Raw genomic sequence first — 14,086 nt, 5'->3', positions numbered from 1 at the left:
ACTCACCTAGAGTTCCCGGAGTTTTGGATCTACTCAATGACAGGCACATAATATCACACCTGTCAAATCTGAATAAAAGAAGGATGAAAAAGAATTAGGGATAAGGACTAGGGGATGGTTTTATCAAAGGTGCGCTAATCGCGCGGCTATGGTATAACCGATAGACAGCGGCACGCAGTGCCTATGGCCCCTATGGGGCTACCAAACACGCGCCGAACGGCGCATCATCCTACGGGATTCCTTCATTAGGGGGAGTCCCTTTTTTGTTGTCCAAAACAATCCGGAGGAACTATGGATACGCAAGGAATCATCAGTGCCTTTCCGATGATTGCTACGGCTACGGATGAACACAGGGAAGAACGGGAACCCTTACGGGATCGGTTCTTCAGAGACTCCGAATATCTAGCAGGCAAGGGAAAGCTAGACGGCACACACAAGGCAGTTTTACAGCTACAGGTTTCCATGTGGGTTTTTGCTGCCGTGCCTCAGGAGGCTTACGACAGGGCTAGAAGCCACCTAGATACGCTCCTAGCAGAAGTCAGGCATGAGGAATCGCCAGAGGCGAGGATTGCCGTTCTACAGGAACGGATCAGGGGGGTTGAGAAAGAAAGAGCGCTTGGCTTCTATGACATGGATAGCGAACGAGACAGAGCGAACTACCAAGCCAGGATTGACCGGCTAGGTAAGCAAATTGAGATGATTCGTAGGGAAGCTCAGAACTAAAGAACCAACGGAATCAGCCGGGAGGAATCCCGGCTTTATTTATGCCCTGGTAATGATCTTGAACGTAGTTCATTAGAAATCTTAGATTTCGCTTGAAAGGAATGATGGATTTTGGAAGTTCAGATGAAGAAGTGCAGTAGTCGCACCTGTGATGATCCCTGGAAGCCGGTAACGGAGTTTGGGAAGAATAAACGACAAAAGGATGGACTCAACTACTACTGCAAGCCATGTGCAAATGCGTCGGGCAGGAAGTATAAGCAGGAAAATAAAGAGAAGATCCGAGAGGCAAGTAAGGACTACTACAAAAGAAACCGCGAGTCGATTATTGAGCAGCAGAAAGAATACAACAGGGAGAACCGCGCGAGGTTGACGGAGTACAAGAGAGACTACGTCGAAAAGAACCGAGACAGGATCGCTGAATACAGGAGAGAATACGACGAGAGGAACCGCGAAAAAATTGTGGAATATCGGGCGGATTACTACGCCAAAAACAGGGAGGCATTTGTCGTACGAGGCAAGGAATACAGGGCGAACAATAAAGATCGAATTAGTGAGAGAATGAAGAATTATGCCCTGCTGAAGAAATATGGTCTAACGGTTGAAGACGTAGAAGCTATGCGAATTAGTCAGAACGACGCATGCGCAATTTGTGGAGGAACAGACGAGCGGCTAGTAGTTGACCACTGTCACGAGACAGGCCCCGCTAGAGCCCTCCTGGACGATAGTTGCAATTTCGGTATTGGAAAGTTCTCTGACAACTCAAACCTTTTGATGAAAGCTGCGGATTACCTGGAATCCAGGAAGCTTCACCCGCTAGTTATCCCTGATATTCCTGTACCTGCCGGTTATCGGAAAACCAAGAGGGATTATCACCTAATCAGAACCTTTGGCATTACTAGTCAACAGTACGATTGGCTGCTAGAGCAGCAGAATTACGGCTGTGCCATTTGTGGGGAGAAGTGCAAGACGTATGCAAACCTGCCGGTAGATCATTGCCACGATTCAGGCAGGGTTAGGGGTTTGCTCTGCACTGCGCATAATTCAGGTCTAGGGCTACTTCAAGAGTCACCCGACGTAATCCGCTCTGCGGTGAAGTACCTAGAGAAGTATTCAACCAACGAAGAAACCCATGCCCTAGCGGCATGAGATTGGAGAAAAGATGTTACGAGTAAGTGTGATGAGTCCAGACGAGTTCTTAGCCAAGCATGGCGACAAGAAGATGAGTGACTACGAAGTCAGGGAGATTCCTGGTGTCTGCTCTGTCTACTACAATCCTGCTAACGGAAATCTCATCATCGTTAGGGAGAATGAAGAAGAGTAGGCGTCTGCCTAGGAGTTATTTAGAGGGCTTCAGAGCCTCTGTAACGAGAGAACATAACCGGGAGGTACCTCAGGGTACCCCCGGCTTTTTTCGTGCCTCTGTCGTTATGGCTTTTTGCCTGTAATGAAGTAGCCGACACCCTGCCTGCCTTCTACCTCACCAGAAACCATCAAACGCTCTAGCGCACGTCGAGCTGTCCCTACAGAACAATCGAACTGATCCGCGATTTCAGGCAGTGAAGGAAGCTTGTCACCGGTTTTCAACTGACCGGACTCAACACTTGAGCGGATTGAATTAATGATCCGGCGGTAAGCCGGTACGTATCCCTCCATACGGAAATTAGATCACTCCCTATATCCGGCACTGTCCGCAATGTCTCTTGTGTCAACACTGCTCACTCTGTCAACACTGCTACTAGGGTGGCGTCTGTCAGGGCAGGAACCACACGGAGGGGTGAGGGCTAGTGAAGCTGAGAAGGCTTCTAAACCGGCTGAGAGGGCTTCTGCGCCGTCAACAGCCCCAGGAGGTACCCGAGGCAGGCCCGGCCACGTACTACCCGCACAGAGGCGGTGCAACGGCTGGACGACGGATCTTCGATGAGCCGACGCAGATCATCCGTACGACTCCGCTGTTGACGCCTGCTGCGGAGTGGAGGGCTAGCCACGCCTTCCGGCGGAACGGAGGGGAGCAGCACTATGAAGACTGATGATCTGGACACGGTTCTAGTCGGGACCGCTCCCGTGTCCCTCGTGTTGCATTCCTCTGGTGTTGCCGTAGGGCACGCATTCTTCACCCCTAATTTCGTCATCCTGGTCAACTCAGACGCTTCTCAGATCATCAAAACGACGGAGGATCACCTAGACGCATGGCTGGACCGGCTGAGTGTTTCGATGGGTAAGCCTGTCGAGATATGGAGCTAGCTCCAAAAGGCTCTACGAGCCGTATGGTCGTGAGTACAACCGAATAGAAACAGAGACAAAAAAAAGACCCTCTCCCTAGAGAACCTTGGACGTAGTTTCCTTGGAACTTTAGAGAGAGGGTCTTTTGTGTTTTCGCAAATGTTCCTGACCAGGAGAAGTCAGAAGCTTTAGCTACCGGCAGTGCCAGAGGCTACAACCAGAGCGAACGGAGAGCGGCTAGAAGTAGTGTTCTGGTAAGTCGCAGGGTTTGCGATACCAAAACCGACTCTCATAACCACACGGAGAATTTTAGAGTCCTGCTGCATCGCATTGAAGATGACCGCACCGTTTGAATCAGTCACAACCGCATCAGTGTGAACGGTGTAAGTCACGTCCTGGCGGATACCTAGGAGTGCCTTATTCCAATCACCAGCGATCACGGATACGTCCTGATCCCATGCGCCATTAGTGCTTTCAACAGCCGGAAGACCGTAAAGCGCGTTTCCGCCATCTTCACCGACAAGAGTAGTAAACAGCGGTCCACCGTTATCGTCACGCTCGCCAAGCATGTCCCACTTAAGACCATTGCGAGTAGCAAAGGCGTTAACCGAGAAACCATCGGCAACAACAAGCTTTGCCGCACCTGCAACAAGCTTTCCGAAGTCGTCAGGGTTAGAAGTCGGACGGTCTACGTAGTTACCAGCAGCAACAGCGCTAGAGTAAACCGAGGTGTTCCAAGAGGCAGGCTTGTTCACGCCGAACAGAGCAGCGTTATCAATCTTACGTCCCATTGCCTCAGCAACAAGAGGCTTAACCTCTTCCCAAATCGGGATCTGAGAGTCATCAAAGAACTCATCCGGAACGATAACCAGAGTCGCTAGTGCCTCTGCGGTCAGCTCGACACCATCAAACTTAACGGTAGTGGTCTGCTTCATTCCAGTGTCGCCATCAACCCAATACGCCTCGGGAAGACCCGAGATAAGAGGCTGACGAGACTTCTTGCTAGTCATCGGAACCTTACGCGCTAGGCGCATAACAACCGACTCAGAAGCAGCAGCCTTAACTACGTCATTAGCTACCTGAGTAGGCATTTCAATAGCCGTATTCTGAGAACGGCTAACCATCTGTGAATCATTTAGATATGCCATTTGTGTAAATCCTTAATGTAGTAATCGATAAATAGACATCGGCACGGCAAAGAACAGAGCCATGCCGTCGATTACTCACCAGGAGTTTTCTTCGCTATGAATCTTCGAGATTCGGGAAGAACATGCTTGCGACCCATGTGGTGTATCTAGGCGACTGGTCCGAAAACCTGTAACCCGATTAGGTCATAGAACCGCGAACGTTGTTGCGGTGAAGGGGAGTCACCGGGACTCCCTAGCCCTCTGTATTAGAGGGAAGCTTGATTTATCGCCATTACTTAGAGTGCGGCCGGCTCGAACGGAGAGTAACAATTCTCTAGATGGCTTTTTGCTTAAGAAACGTCTGTCCAAGCATCATCGGGGATTTCCACGCCGGTTACCTGTACCTGCGAGAAGGAATCAATCCTTCCGTTCACCTTTAGATATGCCATGACAGGGCCGATAGGGTCGGCTGTTTCGTCGTCAAGAGTTGTCTTGCTGATAGGGACAGCGGCAAGGATGCCCTTATTAGTTCTGTCCCTGAATAAGAGGATGTTCATGAGTTCTTCTTCCTGAAGGGCTTACGTGCTGGAACGTATGGCGTTCCGTTCATGGTGTCGACCAGAGCAGTAACCGCCTTGTCTACAATCCTCCGCTCGTAAGATGCATTAGCAGGCTTCTCGCCTAGCGCATACTGCTTATAGATTGCCGCGCGATAGCGCAGAGGTAGCTGTCTAAAGGCAGCCTTGATATCGGCTGCCATATCCATTGCGTCAGAGCCTCTTAGAAGTGATTCGTAGTCATACGGGATATCGGACTCATCCAGCGGTCCGGAGAAGACGGAATCAAGTAACCCTGCCACCTCAGACTTCCGATAGAAATACTGATCCTGGGAGTGCAACAGCTCTGCTCTCTGCTCATCGCAAATCATGTGGCAAATCTTTCTAGCCATAGCGACGGGGCGACCGATTGAATCCATTACGTCCTGAGACTCTTCTAGGATCGGCTTTAACCGGAAGAAGACAGCATCAAAATCCAGTCCTGGATAATCGGCAATAACATTAGACGTGATCTTATGAGCGTCTAGCGACACCATTACTTCACCTCCTGATATTGCCGGATTGGAGAGCCTGAAAAGAGGCTTTTAGGACATGAATTGCACCGCACGGCCCGTTATCCCTAGGCCGTACGGAAACTTAGCCGCAGCCCCTTCACCGGGCGGCGAGATTCGATCTAGGGGTTATCCCCCCATCCCCATGCATCATCAGACATAGGAATAACTCCGAAGAAATACACACGCATACTCAGCCATGCATTATGAAACACACATTCTTTATGCTGAACGCTTATGCAATGAGACATATGAACGAGAGATCATCAGACGTGTCTTGTTTATTGTCTAATGAATTCGCCACTATATGCGTAACTCATTAGCTCTACATAATTAGTCTTTGTGTTTATCTGTGATCTTCTGCGGATAGCCTCAGACAGCCTGAGGGCTGCGAGGTAGACCAGGACCAGGGAGCAGAGCGCTACGGCCGTTAGAAACGCTCTGAAGCACGCTAGCCGTACGTGCTAGGCGTGTTGGTTGGTGTGTGGTCTGGTTGTGCGTCAGCACCAGGGGGAGGGTTTGCCGCTAGGCGGGGGAGTCAGAAGAGATCCCCGTATCTGATAGTCGCTGCCCCAGCAGGAACGCTGCTAGGGATTACTGTCATAGACCGGGACTATCGGAGGATCAAACTAACAACCTGCTTTGCTGGATATCCTCTGGTGTTGGATGTCCGGGGTAAGGAATCTTGGGGCTATTCGCTGCGCTCATAGCCACCCCCCAGGAATAAGAGAGTTAGCAAACAGCGTGACTTCTAAGAAGTCGATGACGTAAACATTGGGCGAGATTTCCTCGCCATGCTCTGCGCAGTATTTCCGGAGTTCTTCAAGGTATGAAGGGGAGTTGGTAACAGGAGTCGAGAGGAAGTAGTCACTCTCGTGTAACCCGTTGTCTCTATAGGTTGACTTGAGAATGTCAGTCATCTCATCAACCCCACATGTACCGATAGAAACCCTTCCGCCATTGCCCTTGAGAACATATAGACGTCTTAGGTAATTATCGGTTCCCCTCTCGGGAGTCTGGTATGGACCGATTCTGTCGTGCATTTCAAACCCCCTTTTAGGGATTAGGTGGGAAAGGAAGGGGATGAGAAAGGGCCGGGCTGCCGCTCCGACCCAATCTCCGATACTAATACCTTTGTTACACATGAGAGGAACTATTTACATAGCTCCTAAACCACCGGGCTTATTCGGCGGAAACTTAAAGGGGGTTGGCGAAAGGAAAAGAAAACCAACCCCCGTTGTGTTACGAGAAAATACCCTAGGAGTAGAACGATGATTAGAACAAGCGAAGCTTGCCTAAGAACCTTTCGGTTCGTCTGAAAGACCGTTCCGTATTGGTATTACTAGCCTCCGACAGATCAGAGGATGGAGGGAACCCATTCCCTCTCAGGCACCCCGGGAAGCTTGTTGCCGTAGCTGTCCCATGGGTTAGCTCCGAACATCTGGCATGGAACTAGCCGACGATAGAAGGTGTGAAGGGCAATCATGTCGACGCACCAGCGATTAGGCCCGGCGGACGGGCCGGAAGTAGCGCGATAACCGTGCTCCTGTGCTACGGCTTCTAATCGGCGTAAAGCCTCGGAAGCCTGTGCTTCCGATAAGTCATCGGTATAGATACGTCTAGGACGAGTAGAAGAGACTTCGTTACGGACACGATCAACCACGCTTGCGAGGTTGTCTGTAACGCCGATCTCGCAATGTCCCGGAATCAGTTCAATAGCGTAAACAATCATGGTGGGTTTCCTTATTGGCTGTTTGAATATCTCACCCCTAGTAAGGCGGGTGAGTTTTCAGGATCTAGGACATACGGCACTTTAAAGAGGGGTACCCATAGGGTCGCTGCAAGCAGCTCCGGTTACGGCATAAGTAGAAGCGAGGAACGGAACACCCTAGGGCAAAGCAAGCTTTGCCAGTATCGGCATCTGAATTTCAGAACCAGAATCCTGCGACCGTAAGGGAGCTTTCCCTCTAAAAGAATCAGAGAATTTCTAGGGAAGTTATTGCCAGTAGGAATGAAAGGGAATACCGGCATCTGAAAGTCAGAAGTCTAGATACTCCTGGCGTCGCAGACGCCATTATCTCTAACAACTATCCAAGAGAAGAATCTCTAAATTCTTCTTAGACATACTCATGCCGAAGTAGATTTCGGTTTTGTTTAATCTTCTAGGGCAACCCTTTTCTTGGGTTGCCTATTATTTGTTTGTTTTAGTTCTTGGAAGAGGGGTTTTAGGGGAGGAACCTTCTTGCCGAACCTCTCACCCTCTATAAGGCGGGTTACCTTCCGGGAACCCAGGACATCAACCCCGGGATTGAAGGTAGTTGTGAGATAGCTCACGTCTGACTCCTCCCCCCATAGGGGAGCTATTACTTCAGTAGTGAGACGGGAGAAATTGTCAGACCCCGTTGCTATGATCTTGCTACCGGCCAGCTAGACCGGACAATAGAAGACAGCTTTAGCCGTAGGCAATCAAGGATCATTCTTGGTTGCCTTTTTTCATGGAAATTTTCAGGAGAAAAGATGAGTAATAACGATCAGTGGATTTCTAAACATCCTCTTTACAAAACATGGAGCAACATTAGGCAAAGATGCCTTAAGCCAACCAACCCAAGCTATCCGCATTACGGAGGAAGGGGAATCAAGATGCATTCTGATTGGGAGAATAATGCCAAGCCCTTCATTGCATGGCTAGAAGACAACCTAGGGCCTAAGCCAGAAGGGTTTACGTTGGACAGGATTGATGTAGATGGTGACTACGTGCCCGGCAATCTACGTTGGGCTGATTGGAAGACCCAGAGAAGTAACCAGAGGGCCAGACCGCGACCGCGTAGGCAGATTAGGACCAAGCCAAGCAGTATGCAGCCAGAAACACAGGAATACAGGGTTTGCGAGAAGTGTAGGGAAGGTTACGACACGCTTCTGTTCTCTGCCGACTCACCTGCATGCCTGCTGTGCATGCCCTTAGAAAATCTAGACATGATTATTGGAGATGACTAAACATGGAATTCAACGAGAACACCTTAGTAAGCGGGGAGGAAATCGGACCGTTCTTAGGCCGGGTTATTTCTGCCGAACTTTCTAAGTACCGTCTACCTACCTCACAGGTTCTTAGAGTGCCTAACGGCTCGAATCAGGGTGGAGACAGAGAACAGATTGCCTATCTCGTTAAGCGTCAGATGATGGAATACACGGAAGGGAATCGTACGTACTGGCATCCTGATGCGATTGCCGAACATCACGCCGAACAGGCGAGTATTGCAGGCGAGGATTACTACAGCCGGAAGTATCCCGACAAGACTAAGCATTACAGCGCACTAAAGTATCTCAAGCTAGAAGTAGCTAGACGAGTAAACGCAGAGGTGGAGAAGTTAGGGATTTCGACTGCCGAAAAGGAGTCGGCACTAAAAGGGTACGCACAGACTCAGCTAGAAGCATGGCCGAACGTTAACCCGATGATCCTGCGAGCGTTAGCCGATAACCGCATGAGGGATTCTTGGCGTGAAGCCCTGCTATCGCACTACCGGGACGGCATCCCGGTAAAGGAAATCCCTTCCGGTAAGCAGTACATCTCCAACGGCTTAAAGAATCTTGCCATGATTTTAGAGAACCCTAGATGGAGCGATATTGAATACTCGCATCTGATGATGCACCGGGATCATGTGATCCCGGGCTACGTAGCTAATGCCTCTGACTATGAACAGCGCTTATACGCTCAGCTTCATAAAGAGTGCTACGGCTATGAGGCAGAGATGTTCCAATACCGCTATCCGCTTCATGTGCGCCGGATTGGGGACGCTGCTCCTGGTGCCAGTGATCTAGCTCCGACGCTTGTGGGCAGCTTTCCTCCTGGTCTAGACATCCTCGCATCGGGAGAGGTAGCCAGAGACAGCCTAGGGGAGTCCGAGAGCGTCAAGGGTGGGTAGGACTACCCCCCATGCTCCCCAACCCTTCTACGGGCTTCTGAGGGCCGGTTACGGGGCATGCTCCCTAGTGCACGCTCATAGCGGCATGAGAGACAGCAGGAGTAATCCCGTTCGGTTCTGCTGCTGTCCGCATAGGGGTACTGATAGACGTGAAGGGTTAGCCCACAACCGGAACACTTCCGATAGCGGTTATCGAATGGCTCTACTAGCCGACTCGTCGTATCTAATTCTTTCATAATTCCTCCTAAGAGTTGACGGGTAATTCATCCCGGAATTAGAAGGCTAGGAAGAATTAGAGGATGAGGGCATAAAGAAGCCCCGGACTAATGCCGGGGCATTCTCTAAGAAGATAGCTATTTAGAATTGCTGCAATCCGCTAGCTCTCCTGTGTTGGTGAACTGAAACCAGCTATGCATGTCTAGGGCTTCTGAACAGACAGGGCAGGAATCCTGACGAAGCATCATCTTTTTAAGGGCTTCTAGCATCGGCTTATTAACGTATACCCTCTGATGCTTTGCCATGTCAGTTACCAAGCCTGTTCATCAAATCCGAAAGATCCCGCTGTCTTGCATGCGTGTAGAAGGTTAGCGAGGTTTCAACCTTCGTATGCCGCATCTGCATTTGCAGTTGCTTAGGCGTAGCTCCGTTGTCTACCAGATGACAGGCAAAGAGGTGTCGCAGCATATGCGGAGAAAGCTCCGTACCAAGCATGTAAAGGGATCGGCGTTTGATGCCGGTATGAATCGTCGCGTGATGCTTGGAGAAGTCGTCTGCTTCTCGGTACATCTCAGCAAACCAAGACGGAACGATTACCGGCCCTGATGACTTTGCCGGAAGGATCTGGTGATCTGGCGTCCGTTGCTTGTCGATCAGGATTGTTGTTCCTTTGATCTTCTGCCGAACACAGGCTTCCCCTAGTCTCATGCCAGCAAACAGGGAAGAGAATGCCTGTAGCTCATAGCGGCTGTCCCGGAAGGCTTCTACAACCTCTTGGAAGTCCGGGAGTTCATAAGCCTTGCTCTTAGCTCTCGGCAAAGGAACTTTGATGCCAAGCATGGAACGAATGTTAGTCGCGTGCTTCCGCCGTGTGGATTCGGTCAGAATCCTTTGCAGTCTGCGAGATACGAATCTGATTGAAGCTTCGGAGAAAGGAACGTCCTCCAAATCAAGGGCTTTTAGGGTCTGAAGGTAATTCCGGTAAGTCGAATCCCTAATACTTCTCTGTTCTAGATTCTCTAGGGCTACGTCTTTGCATGTCGGCCCGTAGGGCTTCTTTTCATGCAGAGTCACGGATCTACTCCTTCATGCGCCGCAACTCCCAGGACGCGGTACGCGAGTTCCGCCCCTACTTCGACAACGCCCCGGTCTACGGGCACGGGCCGTCGCTGGAGGAGTTCACCCGCGAGACGCCGCTGACCGTGGGCAGCCCGCAGCAGGTCATCGACCGCACGCTGGGCTTCCGCGAGTACGTCGGCGACTACCAGCGGCAGCTGTTCCTGATCGACCACGCCGGGCTGCCGCTGAAGACGGTGCTGGAGCAGCTCGACCTGCTGGGCGAGGAGGTGGTACCGGTGCTGCGCAAGGAGTTCGACTCGCTGCGTCCCGCGCACGTGCCCGAGGCGCCCACCCACGCGAGTCTGCTGGCCGCCCGTGACGCCGCCCCGGCCGGGGAGCAGCGATGACCAGCCGTACCCTCGCGGTCGTCTCGGCCGGTCTCGGCCAGCCGTCGTCCACCCGCCTGCTCGCCGACCAGCTCGCCGCGGCCGCCCGCGACGAGCTGGCCGGCCGCGGCGCCACTGTGGAACTGCGCGTGGTCGAGCTGCGCGAGCACGCCCACGACGTGGTGAACCACCTGCTCACCGGCTTCGCCCCGGCCGCGCTGCGGCGGACGCTCGACGAGGTGGCGGCCGCAGACGGGCTGATCGCGGTGACGCCGATCTTCAACGCGTCCTACAACGGGCTGTTCAAGTCGTTCTTCGACGTGGTCGACCGGGACGCGCTCGCCGGCAAGCCGGTGCTGCTCGGGGCGACCGGCGGCACCGCCCGGCACTCGCTGGCGCTGGAGCACGCGGTCCGGCCGATGTTCACGTACCTGCGGGCGGCGACACTGCCCACGGCGGTCTTCGCCGCACCGGAGGACTGGGCCGGCGACGACGGCGACAGCGCGCTGCGGTCCCGGATCCGCCGGGCCGGAGCCGAGCTGGCCGAGCAGGTGGACCGCCGCCCGCCCGCGACCGGCCCGGCCGACCCGTTCGCGCTCACCACCGACTTCGCCGACCTGCTCGCCGGCCGCGACCCGTCCTGACGCCTGGGCGGGTCGGCGCGGACCCGACAGCTACCGGCCGTGGCCGTCGCCGGAGAACCACGCCGGGGAGCTCGTTATGACTGAGAGGCATAAATATGCCTCTCAGTCATAACGCTTGCAGGACATCTCTCTGGCCGGGCGGACCGGTCCGGACCGGGCCGGCCAGCCGCGCGGCGCGTCAGTCGTCGGCCGGCTCCGGCCGGTGGGCGACGAGCACCGGGCAGTGGGAGTGCTGCACCAGCGCCTGGCTGACCGAGCCGAGCAGCAGCCCGGCGAAGCCGCCCCGGCCCCGGGAACCGACCACCACGAGCGACGCCTCACCGCTGGCCTCCCGGAGCGCGGTCTCCGGCGAGGCGGCGGTCACGGCCCGTTCCGCCACGCGCAGGTCCGGGTGCGCCGCCCGGACCCGGGCCGCGGCCTCGGCCAGCAGCCCGGCCGCCTCGGCCCGCGCCGCGGTGGACGCCTCCGCCGCGACCTCCGGCGCGACTGCGCCGCGTTCGGGCGACCGGACGTGCATCAGCACCAGCTCCGCGTCGCGCCGGTCGGCCTCGTCCGCCGCCAGCTCGATCGCGTACGCGGCCGAGTCGGAGCCGTCCACGCCGACCAGCACCGGACCGTCCACCGGGATCGGCTGCTCCTCCGGGCGGACGATCAGCACCGGGCAGTGCCCGTGCTGCGCGAGCTGCCCGCTGACCGAGCCGAGCAGCAGGCCGGCGAAGCCGCCCACGCCCCGGCTGCCCACCACGACCAGTTCGGCGCGGCGGGACTCCTCGACCATCGTGGCGCCCGGGCCGCCGGCGACCTGGCGCACCTGCACCCGCAGGCCCGGGTGCCGCTCGGCCAGGTCGGCGGCGACCGACTCCAGCATCTTCTCCGACTCCGCGGTGGGCGCCGGCACCCCCAGGTCGTACGGGTTGAGCGGCACGCCGTACCCCATCGGGTGCAGGTAGCCGTGCACGAGCAGCAGCGGCCGGGAACGGGCGACGGCGGTCGCGGCGGCCAGGTCGGCGGCGGCCAGGCTGGACGGCGATCCGTCCACTCCCGCCACGACGGGTCGGTTCATCTGGTGCTTTCCCTCCGGTCGGCTCAGGCCATTGTGGCGCTGCCGGCCCCGGCCGGGCCGGTGAACCGGCTCAGTGGGTCCGGTCGCCCCGGTGCCGGACGACGGCGAGCGGGCTGTGGCAGTGGTGCAGCACGGCGTGGCTGACCGAGCCGAGCAGCAGCGCACCGAGGCTACCGCGCCCGTGCGCGCCGACCACCGTCAGCTGCGCGCCGACGGACTCCTCGACGAGCACCCGGGACGGGGTGGCGGCGGCGACCAGCTTCGGCCGTACCGTGACCTCCGGGTACCGCTCGGCCCAGCCGGCGATCGCCTCGGCCAGCACCCGCTGCTCGTCGGCGCGCAGTTCCTGCGGGTCGTACGCCAGCGGCACGACGTCGCCGAACGCCTCCCGGTAGGTCACCGGCTGCGGGTACAGCCAGGTGTGCACCACGACCAGCTCGGCGCCGCGCGCCGCGGCCTCGGCGAACGCGAACCCGACCGCCTCGTTCGAGAGCGCGGAGCCGTCCACGCCGACCACCACCGGGCCGTCGGCGCGGGCCTCACCCCGGGCCACGAGCACCGGGCAGTCCGCGCGGGCGGAGAGCTGCACCGCGGCGGAGCCGACGAGGAGTTCGGCGAAGCCGCCCAGTCCCCGGTGACCAAGCACGAGCAGCGCGGCGTCGCGGCTCTCCCGCAGCAGCACCGCCACCGGCCCGCCGTCGACGACCGCGCCGGTCACCGCCAGCTCCGCGTCGACCTTGCGGGCCTCGTCCACCGCCTCCTCGACCAGCTTCTCGGCCTCCTGGCGCAGCACGATGTCGGGCAGCACCGGGGCGACCATGCCCAGTGGCGTGCCGACCAGGGGCCACAGGAAGGCGTTCACCACCCGCAGCGGCCGGTGCCGCAGCACCGCCTCGCGTGCGGCCAGCCGTACCGCGTCCAGCGCGGACGGGGAGCCGTCCACGCCCACCACGACGGGGGCACCGGTTCTGTCGGTCATCACGTCCTCCTTCGGTTCCCCCTCAGCCTGCGCCGACGGCCCCCACCTGGGCAGAGTCGATCCGCCCGGCACGTCCGGGACCATCGGCCCCTACCGGTCGGGGCGGCGGCGGGGTGGAATGGGACCAGTGCTCCCCTCCTGTCGACCCTGGAGGCGCGATGACCCCGCTGGAGATGCTCCGCGTCCACCCCTTCCTGGCCGGGCTGCCCGACGAGTGGCTGCCCCGGCTCACCGGTTACGCCCGCCCGGTGGTCTGGCACCCCGGGCACCGGCTGTTCCGCGCCGGCCAGCCGGCCGACCGGTTCTGGCTGGTCCGCGGCGGCCAGGTGGCGCTCGACTTCCCGGTGCCGGGCCGCGGTGACGTGGGCATCGAGACGATCGGGCCGGGCGGCGTGCTCGGCTGGTCCTGGCTGTTCCCGCCGTACCGCTGGCAGTTCGGCGCGGTCGCCACCCAGCGCAGCACCGCCGTCGAACTCGACGCCGACGGGGTACGTCGGCTGATGGAGTCCGACGACACGCTCGGCCGTCAGCTCACCACCCGGTTCATGAGCGTGGTGGTGGACCGCCTCCAGGCGTCCCGGGTCCGGCTGCTCGACCTGTACGGCTACCCGACGGCGGCGGCCAGCTGAACCGGCGCGCCG

Annotated in this window: 11 protein-coding genes and 1 pseudogene; 5 read left to right on the top strand and 7 right to left on the bottom strand. The window is 56.8% G+C overall.

Going from position 1 to position 14,086, the window contains the following annotated elements:
* Nucleotides 1-846: 846 nt before the first annotated feature.
* Entirely contained in the window at nucleotides 847-1,869 is a 1,023-nt protein-coding gene (locus tag FB454_RS34795; RefSeq protein ID WP_186461540.1) for an endonuclease domain-containing protein, read from the top strand.
* Between the two features lie 279 nt (nucleotides 1,870-2,148).
* On the opposite strand, the gene FB454_RS06380 is transcribed toward FB454_RS34795, so the two are convergent.
* From FB454_RS06380 to FB454_RS06365, 4 genes are all read right to left on the bottom strand, one after another.
* Complete coding sequence (locus FB454_RS06380; RefSeq protein WP_145755138.1) at nucleotides 2,149-2,376, bottom strand: GntR family transcriptional regulator; 228 nt, start codon at nucleotides 2,374-2,376, stop codon at nucleotides 2,149-2,151.
* A gap of 755 nt (nucleotides 2,377-3,131) precedes the next feature.
* Nucleotides 3,132-4,091, bottom strand: a complete 960-nt coding sequence (locus FB454_RS06375; protein ID WP_145822648.1) for a phage major capsid protein — start codon at nucleotides 4,089-4,091, stop codon at nucleotides 3,132-3,134.
* A 532-nt stretch (nucleotides 4,092-4,623) separates the two neighbouring features.
* The gene (locus FB454_RS06370; RefSeq protein ID WP_145822647.1) at nucleotides 4,624-5,163 is read right to left on the bottom strand and encodes a hypothetical protein; all 540 of its coding nucleotides are present in this window, start codon (nucleotides 5,161-5,163) and stop codon (nucleotides 4,624-4,626) included.
* A gap of 719 nt (nucleotides 5,164-5,882) precedes the next feature.
* Nucleotides 5,883-6,221, bottom strand: coding sequence for a hypothetical protein (locus FB454_RS06365; protein WP_145822646.1), 339 nt, complete (start codon nucleotides 6,219-6,221; stop codon nucleotides 5,883-5,885).
* Nucleotides 6,222-8,174: 1,953 nt separating this feature from the next.
* On the opposite strand from FB454_RS06365, the gene FB454_RS06360 reads away from it, so the two are divergent.
* The gene (locus FB454_RS06360; RefSeq protein WP_145822645.1) at nucleotides 8,175-9,098 is read left to right on the top strand and encodes a hypothetical protein; all 924 of its coding nucleotides are present in this window, start codon (nucleotides 8,175-8,177) and stop codon (nucleotides 9,096-9,098) included.
* 522 nt (nucleotides 9,099-9,620) lie between these two features.
* Here FB454_RS06360 and FB454_RS06355 read toward each other — a convergent pair.
* Nucleotides 9,621-10,154, bottom strand: coding sequence for a tyrosine-type recombinase/integrase (locus tag FB454_RS06355; RefSeq protein WP_145822644.1), 534 nt, complete (start codon nucleotides 10,152-10,154; stop codon nucleotides 9,621-9,623).
* 245 nt (nucleotides 10,155-10,399) lie between these two features.
* On the opposite strand from FB454_RS06355, the pseudogene FB454_RS06350 reads away from it, so the two are divergent.
* Nucleotides 10,400-10,780: pseudogene (locus FB454_RS06350) on the top strand (5,10-methylene tetrahydromethanopterin reductase); the annotation flags it as partial.
* Complete coding sequence (locus FB454_RS06345; protein ID WP_013285557.1) at nucleotides 10,777-11,403, top strand: CE1759 family FMN reductase; 627 nt, start codon at nucleotides 10,777-10,779, stop codon at nucleotides 11,401-11,403. The pseudogene FB454_RS06350 and the gene FB454_RS06345, both read left to right, overlap by 4 nt.
* A 178-nt stretch (nucleotides 11,404-11,581) precedes the next feature.
* On the opposite strand, the gene FB454_RS06340 is transcribed toward FB454_RS06345, so the two are convergent.
* Nucleotides 11,582-12,466, bottom strand: a complete 885-nt coding sequence (locus tag FB454_RS06340) for a universal stress protein (RefSeq protein ID WP_013285558.1) — start codon at nucleotides 12,464-12,466, stop codon at nucleotides 11,582-11,584.
* A 70-nt stretch (nucleotides 12,467-12,536) separates the two neighbouring features.
* Nucleotides 12,537-13,445, bottom strand: coding sequence for a universal stress protein (locus tag FB454_RS06335; RefSeq protein ID WP_047892360.1), 909 nt, complete (start codon nucleotides 13,443-13,445; stop codon nucleotides 12,537-12,539).
* Between the two features lie 158 nt (nucleotides 13,446-13,603).
* Here FB454_RS06335 and FB454_RS06330 point away from each other — a divergent pair, with 158 nt between their 5' ends.
* Nucleotides 13,604-14,074 (top strand): cyclic nucleotide-binding domain-containing protein, encoded by a 471-nt coding sequence (locus FB454_RS06330; protein ID WP_013285560.1) that lies wholly within the window; start codon nucleotides 13,604-13,606, stop codon nucleotides 14,072-14,074.
* Nucleotides 14,075-14,086 lie beyond the last annotated feature (12 nt).

The sequence above is a fragment of the Micromonospora sp. CNZ297 genome, from assembly GCF_007827625.1.
This window is presented reverse-complemented; position numbering and strand designations above follow the sequence as displayed.

Bases quoted from the DNA above. Each gene is read 5' to 3' on its own strand.
- FB454_RS06360 (WP_145822645.1), top strand. From the start codon at position 8,175: ATGGAATTCAACGAGAACACCTTAGTAAGCGGGGAGGAAATCGGACCG.
- FB454_RS06355 (WP_145822644.1), bottom strand. From the start codon at position 10,154: ATGCTTGGCATCAAAGTTCCTTTGCCGAGAGCTAAGAGCAAGGCTTAT.
- FB454_RS06375 (WP_145822648.1), bottom strand. From the start codon at position 4,091: ATGGCATATCTAAATGATTCACAGATGGTTAGCCGTTCTCAGAATACG.
- FB454_RS06365 (WP_145822646.1), bottom strand. From the start codon at position 6,221: ATGCACGACAGAATCGGTCCATACCAGACTCCCGAGAGGGGAACCGAT.
- FB454_RS06340 (WP_013285558.1), bottom strand. From the start codon at position 12,466: ATGAACCGACCCGTCGTGGCGGGAGTGGACGGATCGCCGTCCAGCCTG.
- FB454_RS34795 (WP_186461540.1), top strand. From the start codon at position 847: ATGAAGAAGTGCAGTAGTCGCACCTGTGATGATCCCTGGAAGCCGGTA.
- FB454_RS06345 (WP_013285557.1), top strand. From the start codon at position 10,777: ATGACCAGCCGTACCCTCGCGGTCGTCTCGGCCGGTCTCGGCCAGCCG.
- FB454_RS06380 (WP_145755138.1), bottom strand. From the start codon at position 2,376: ATGGAGGGATACGTACCGGCTTACCGCCGGATCATTAATTCAATCCGC.
- FB454_RS06335 (WP_047892360.1), bottom strand. From the start codon at position 13,445: ATGACCGACAGAACCGGTGCCCCCGTCGTGGTGGGCGTGGACGGCTCC.
- FB454_RS06330 (WP_013285560.1), top strand. From the start codon at position 13,604: ATGACCCCGCTGGAGATGCTCCGCGTCCACCCCTTCCTGGCCGGGCTG.
- FB454_RS06370 (WP_145822647.1), bottom strand. From the start codon at position 5,163: ATGGTGTCGCTAGACGCTCATAAGATCACGTCTAATGTTATTGCCGAT.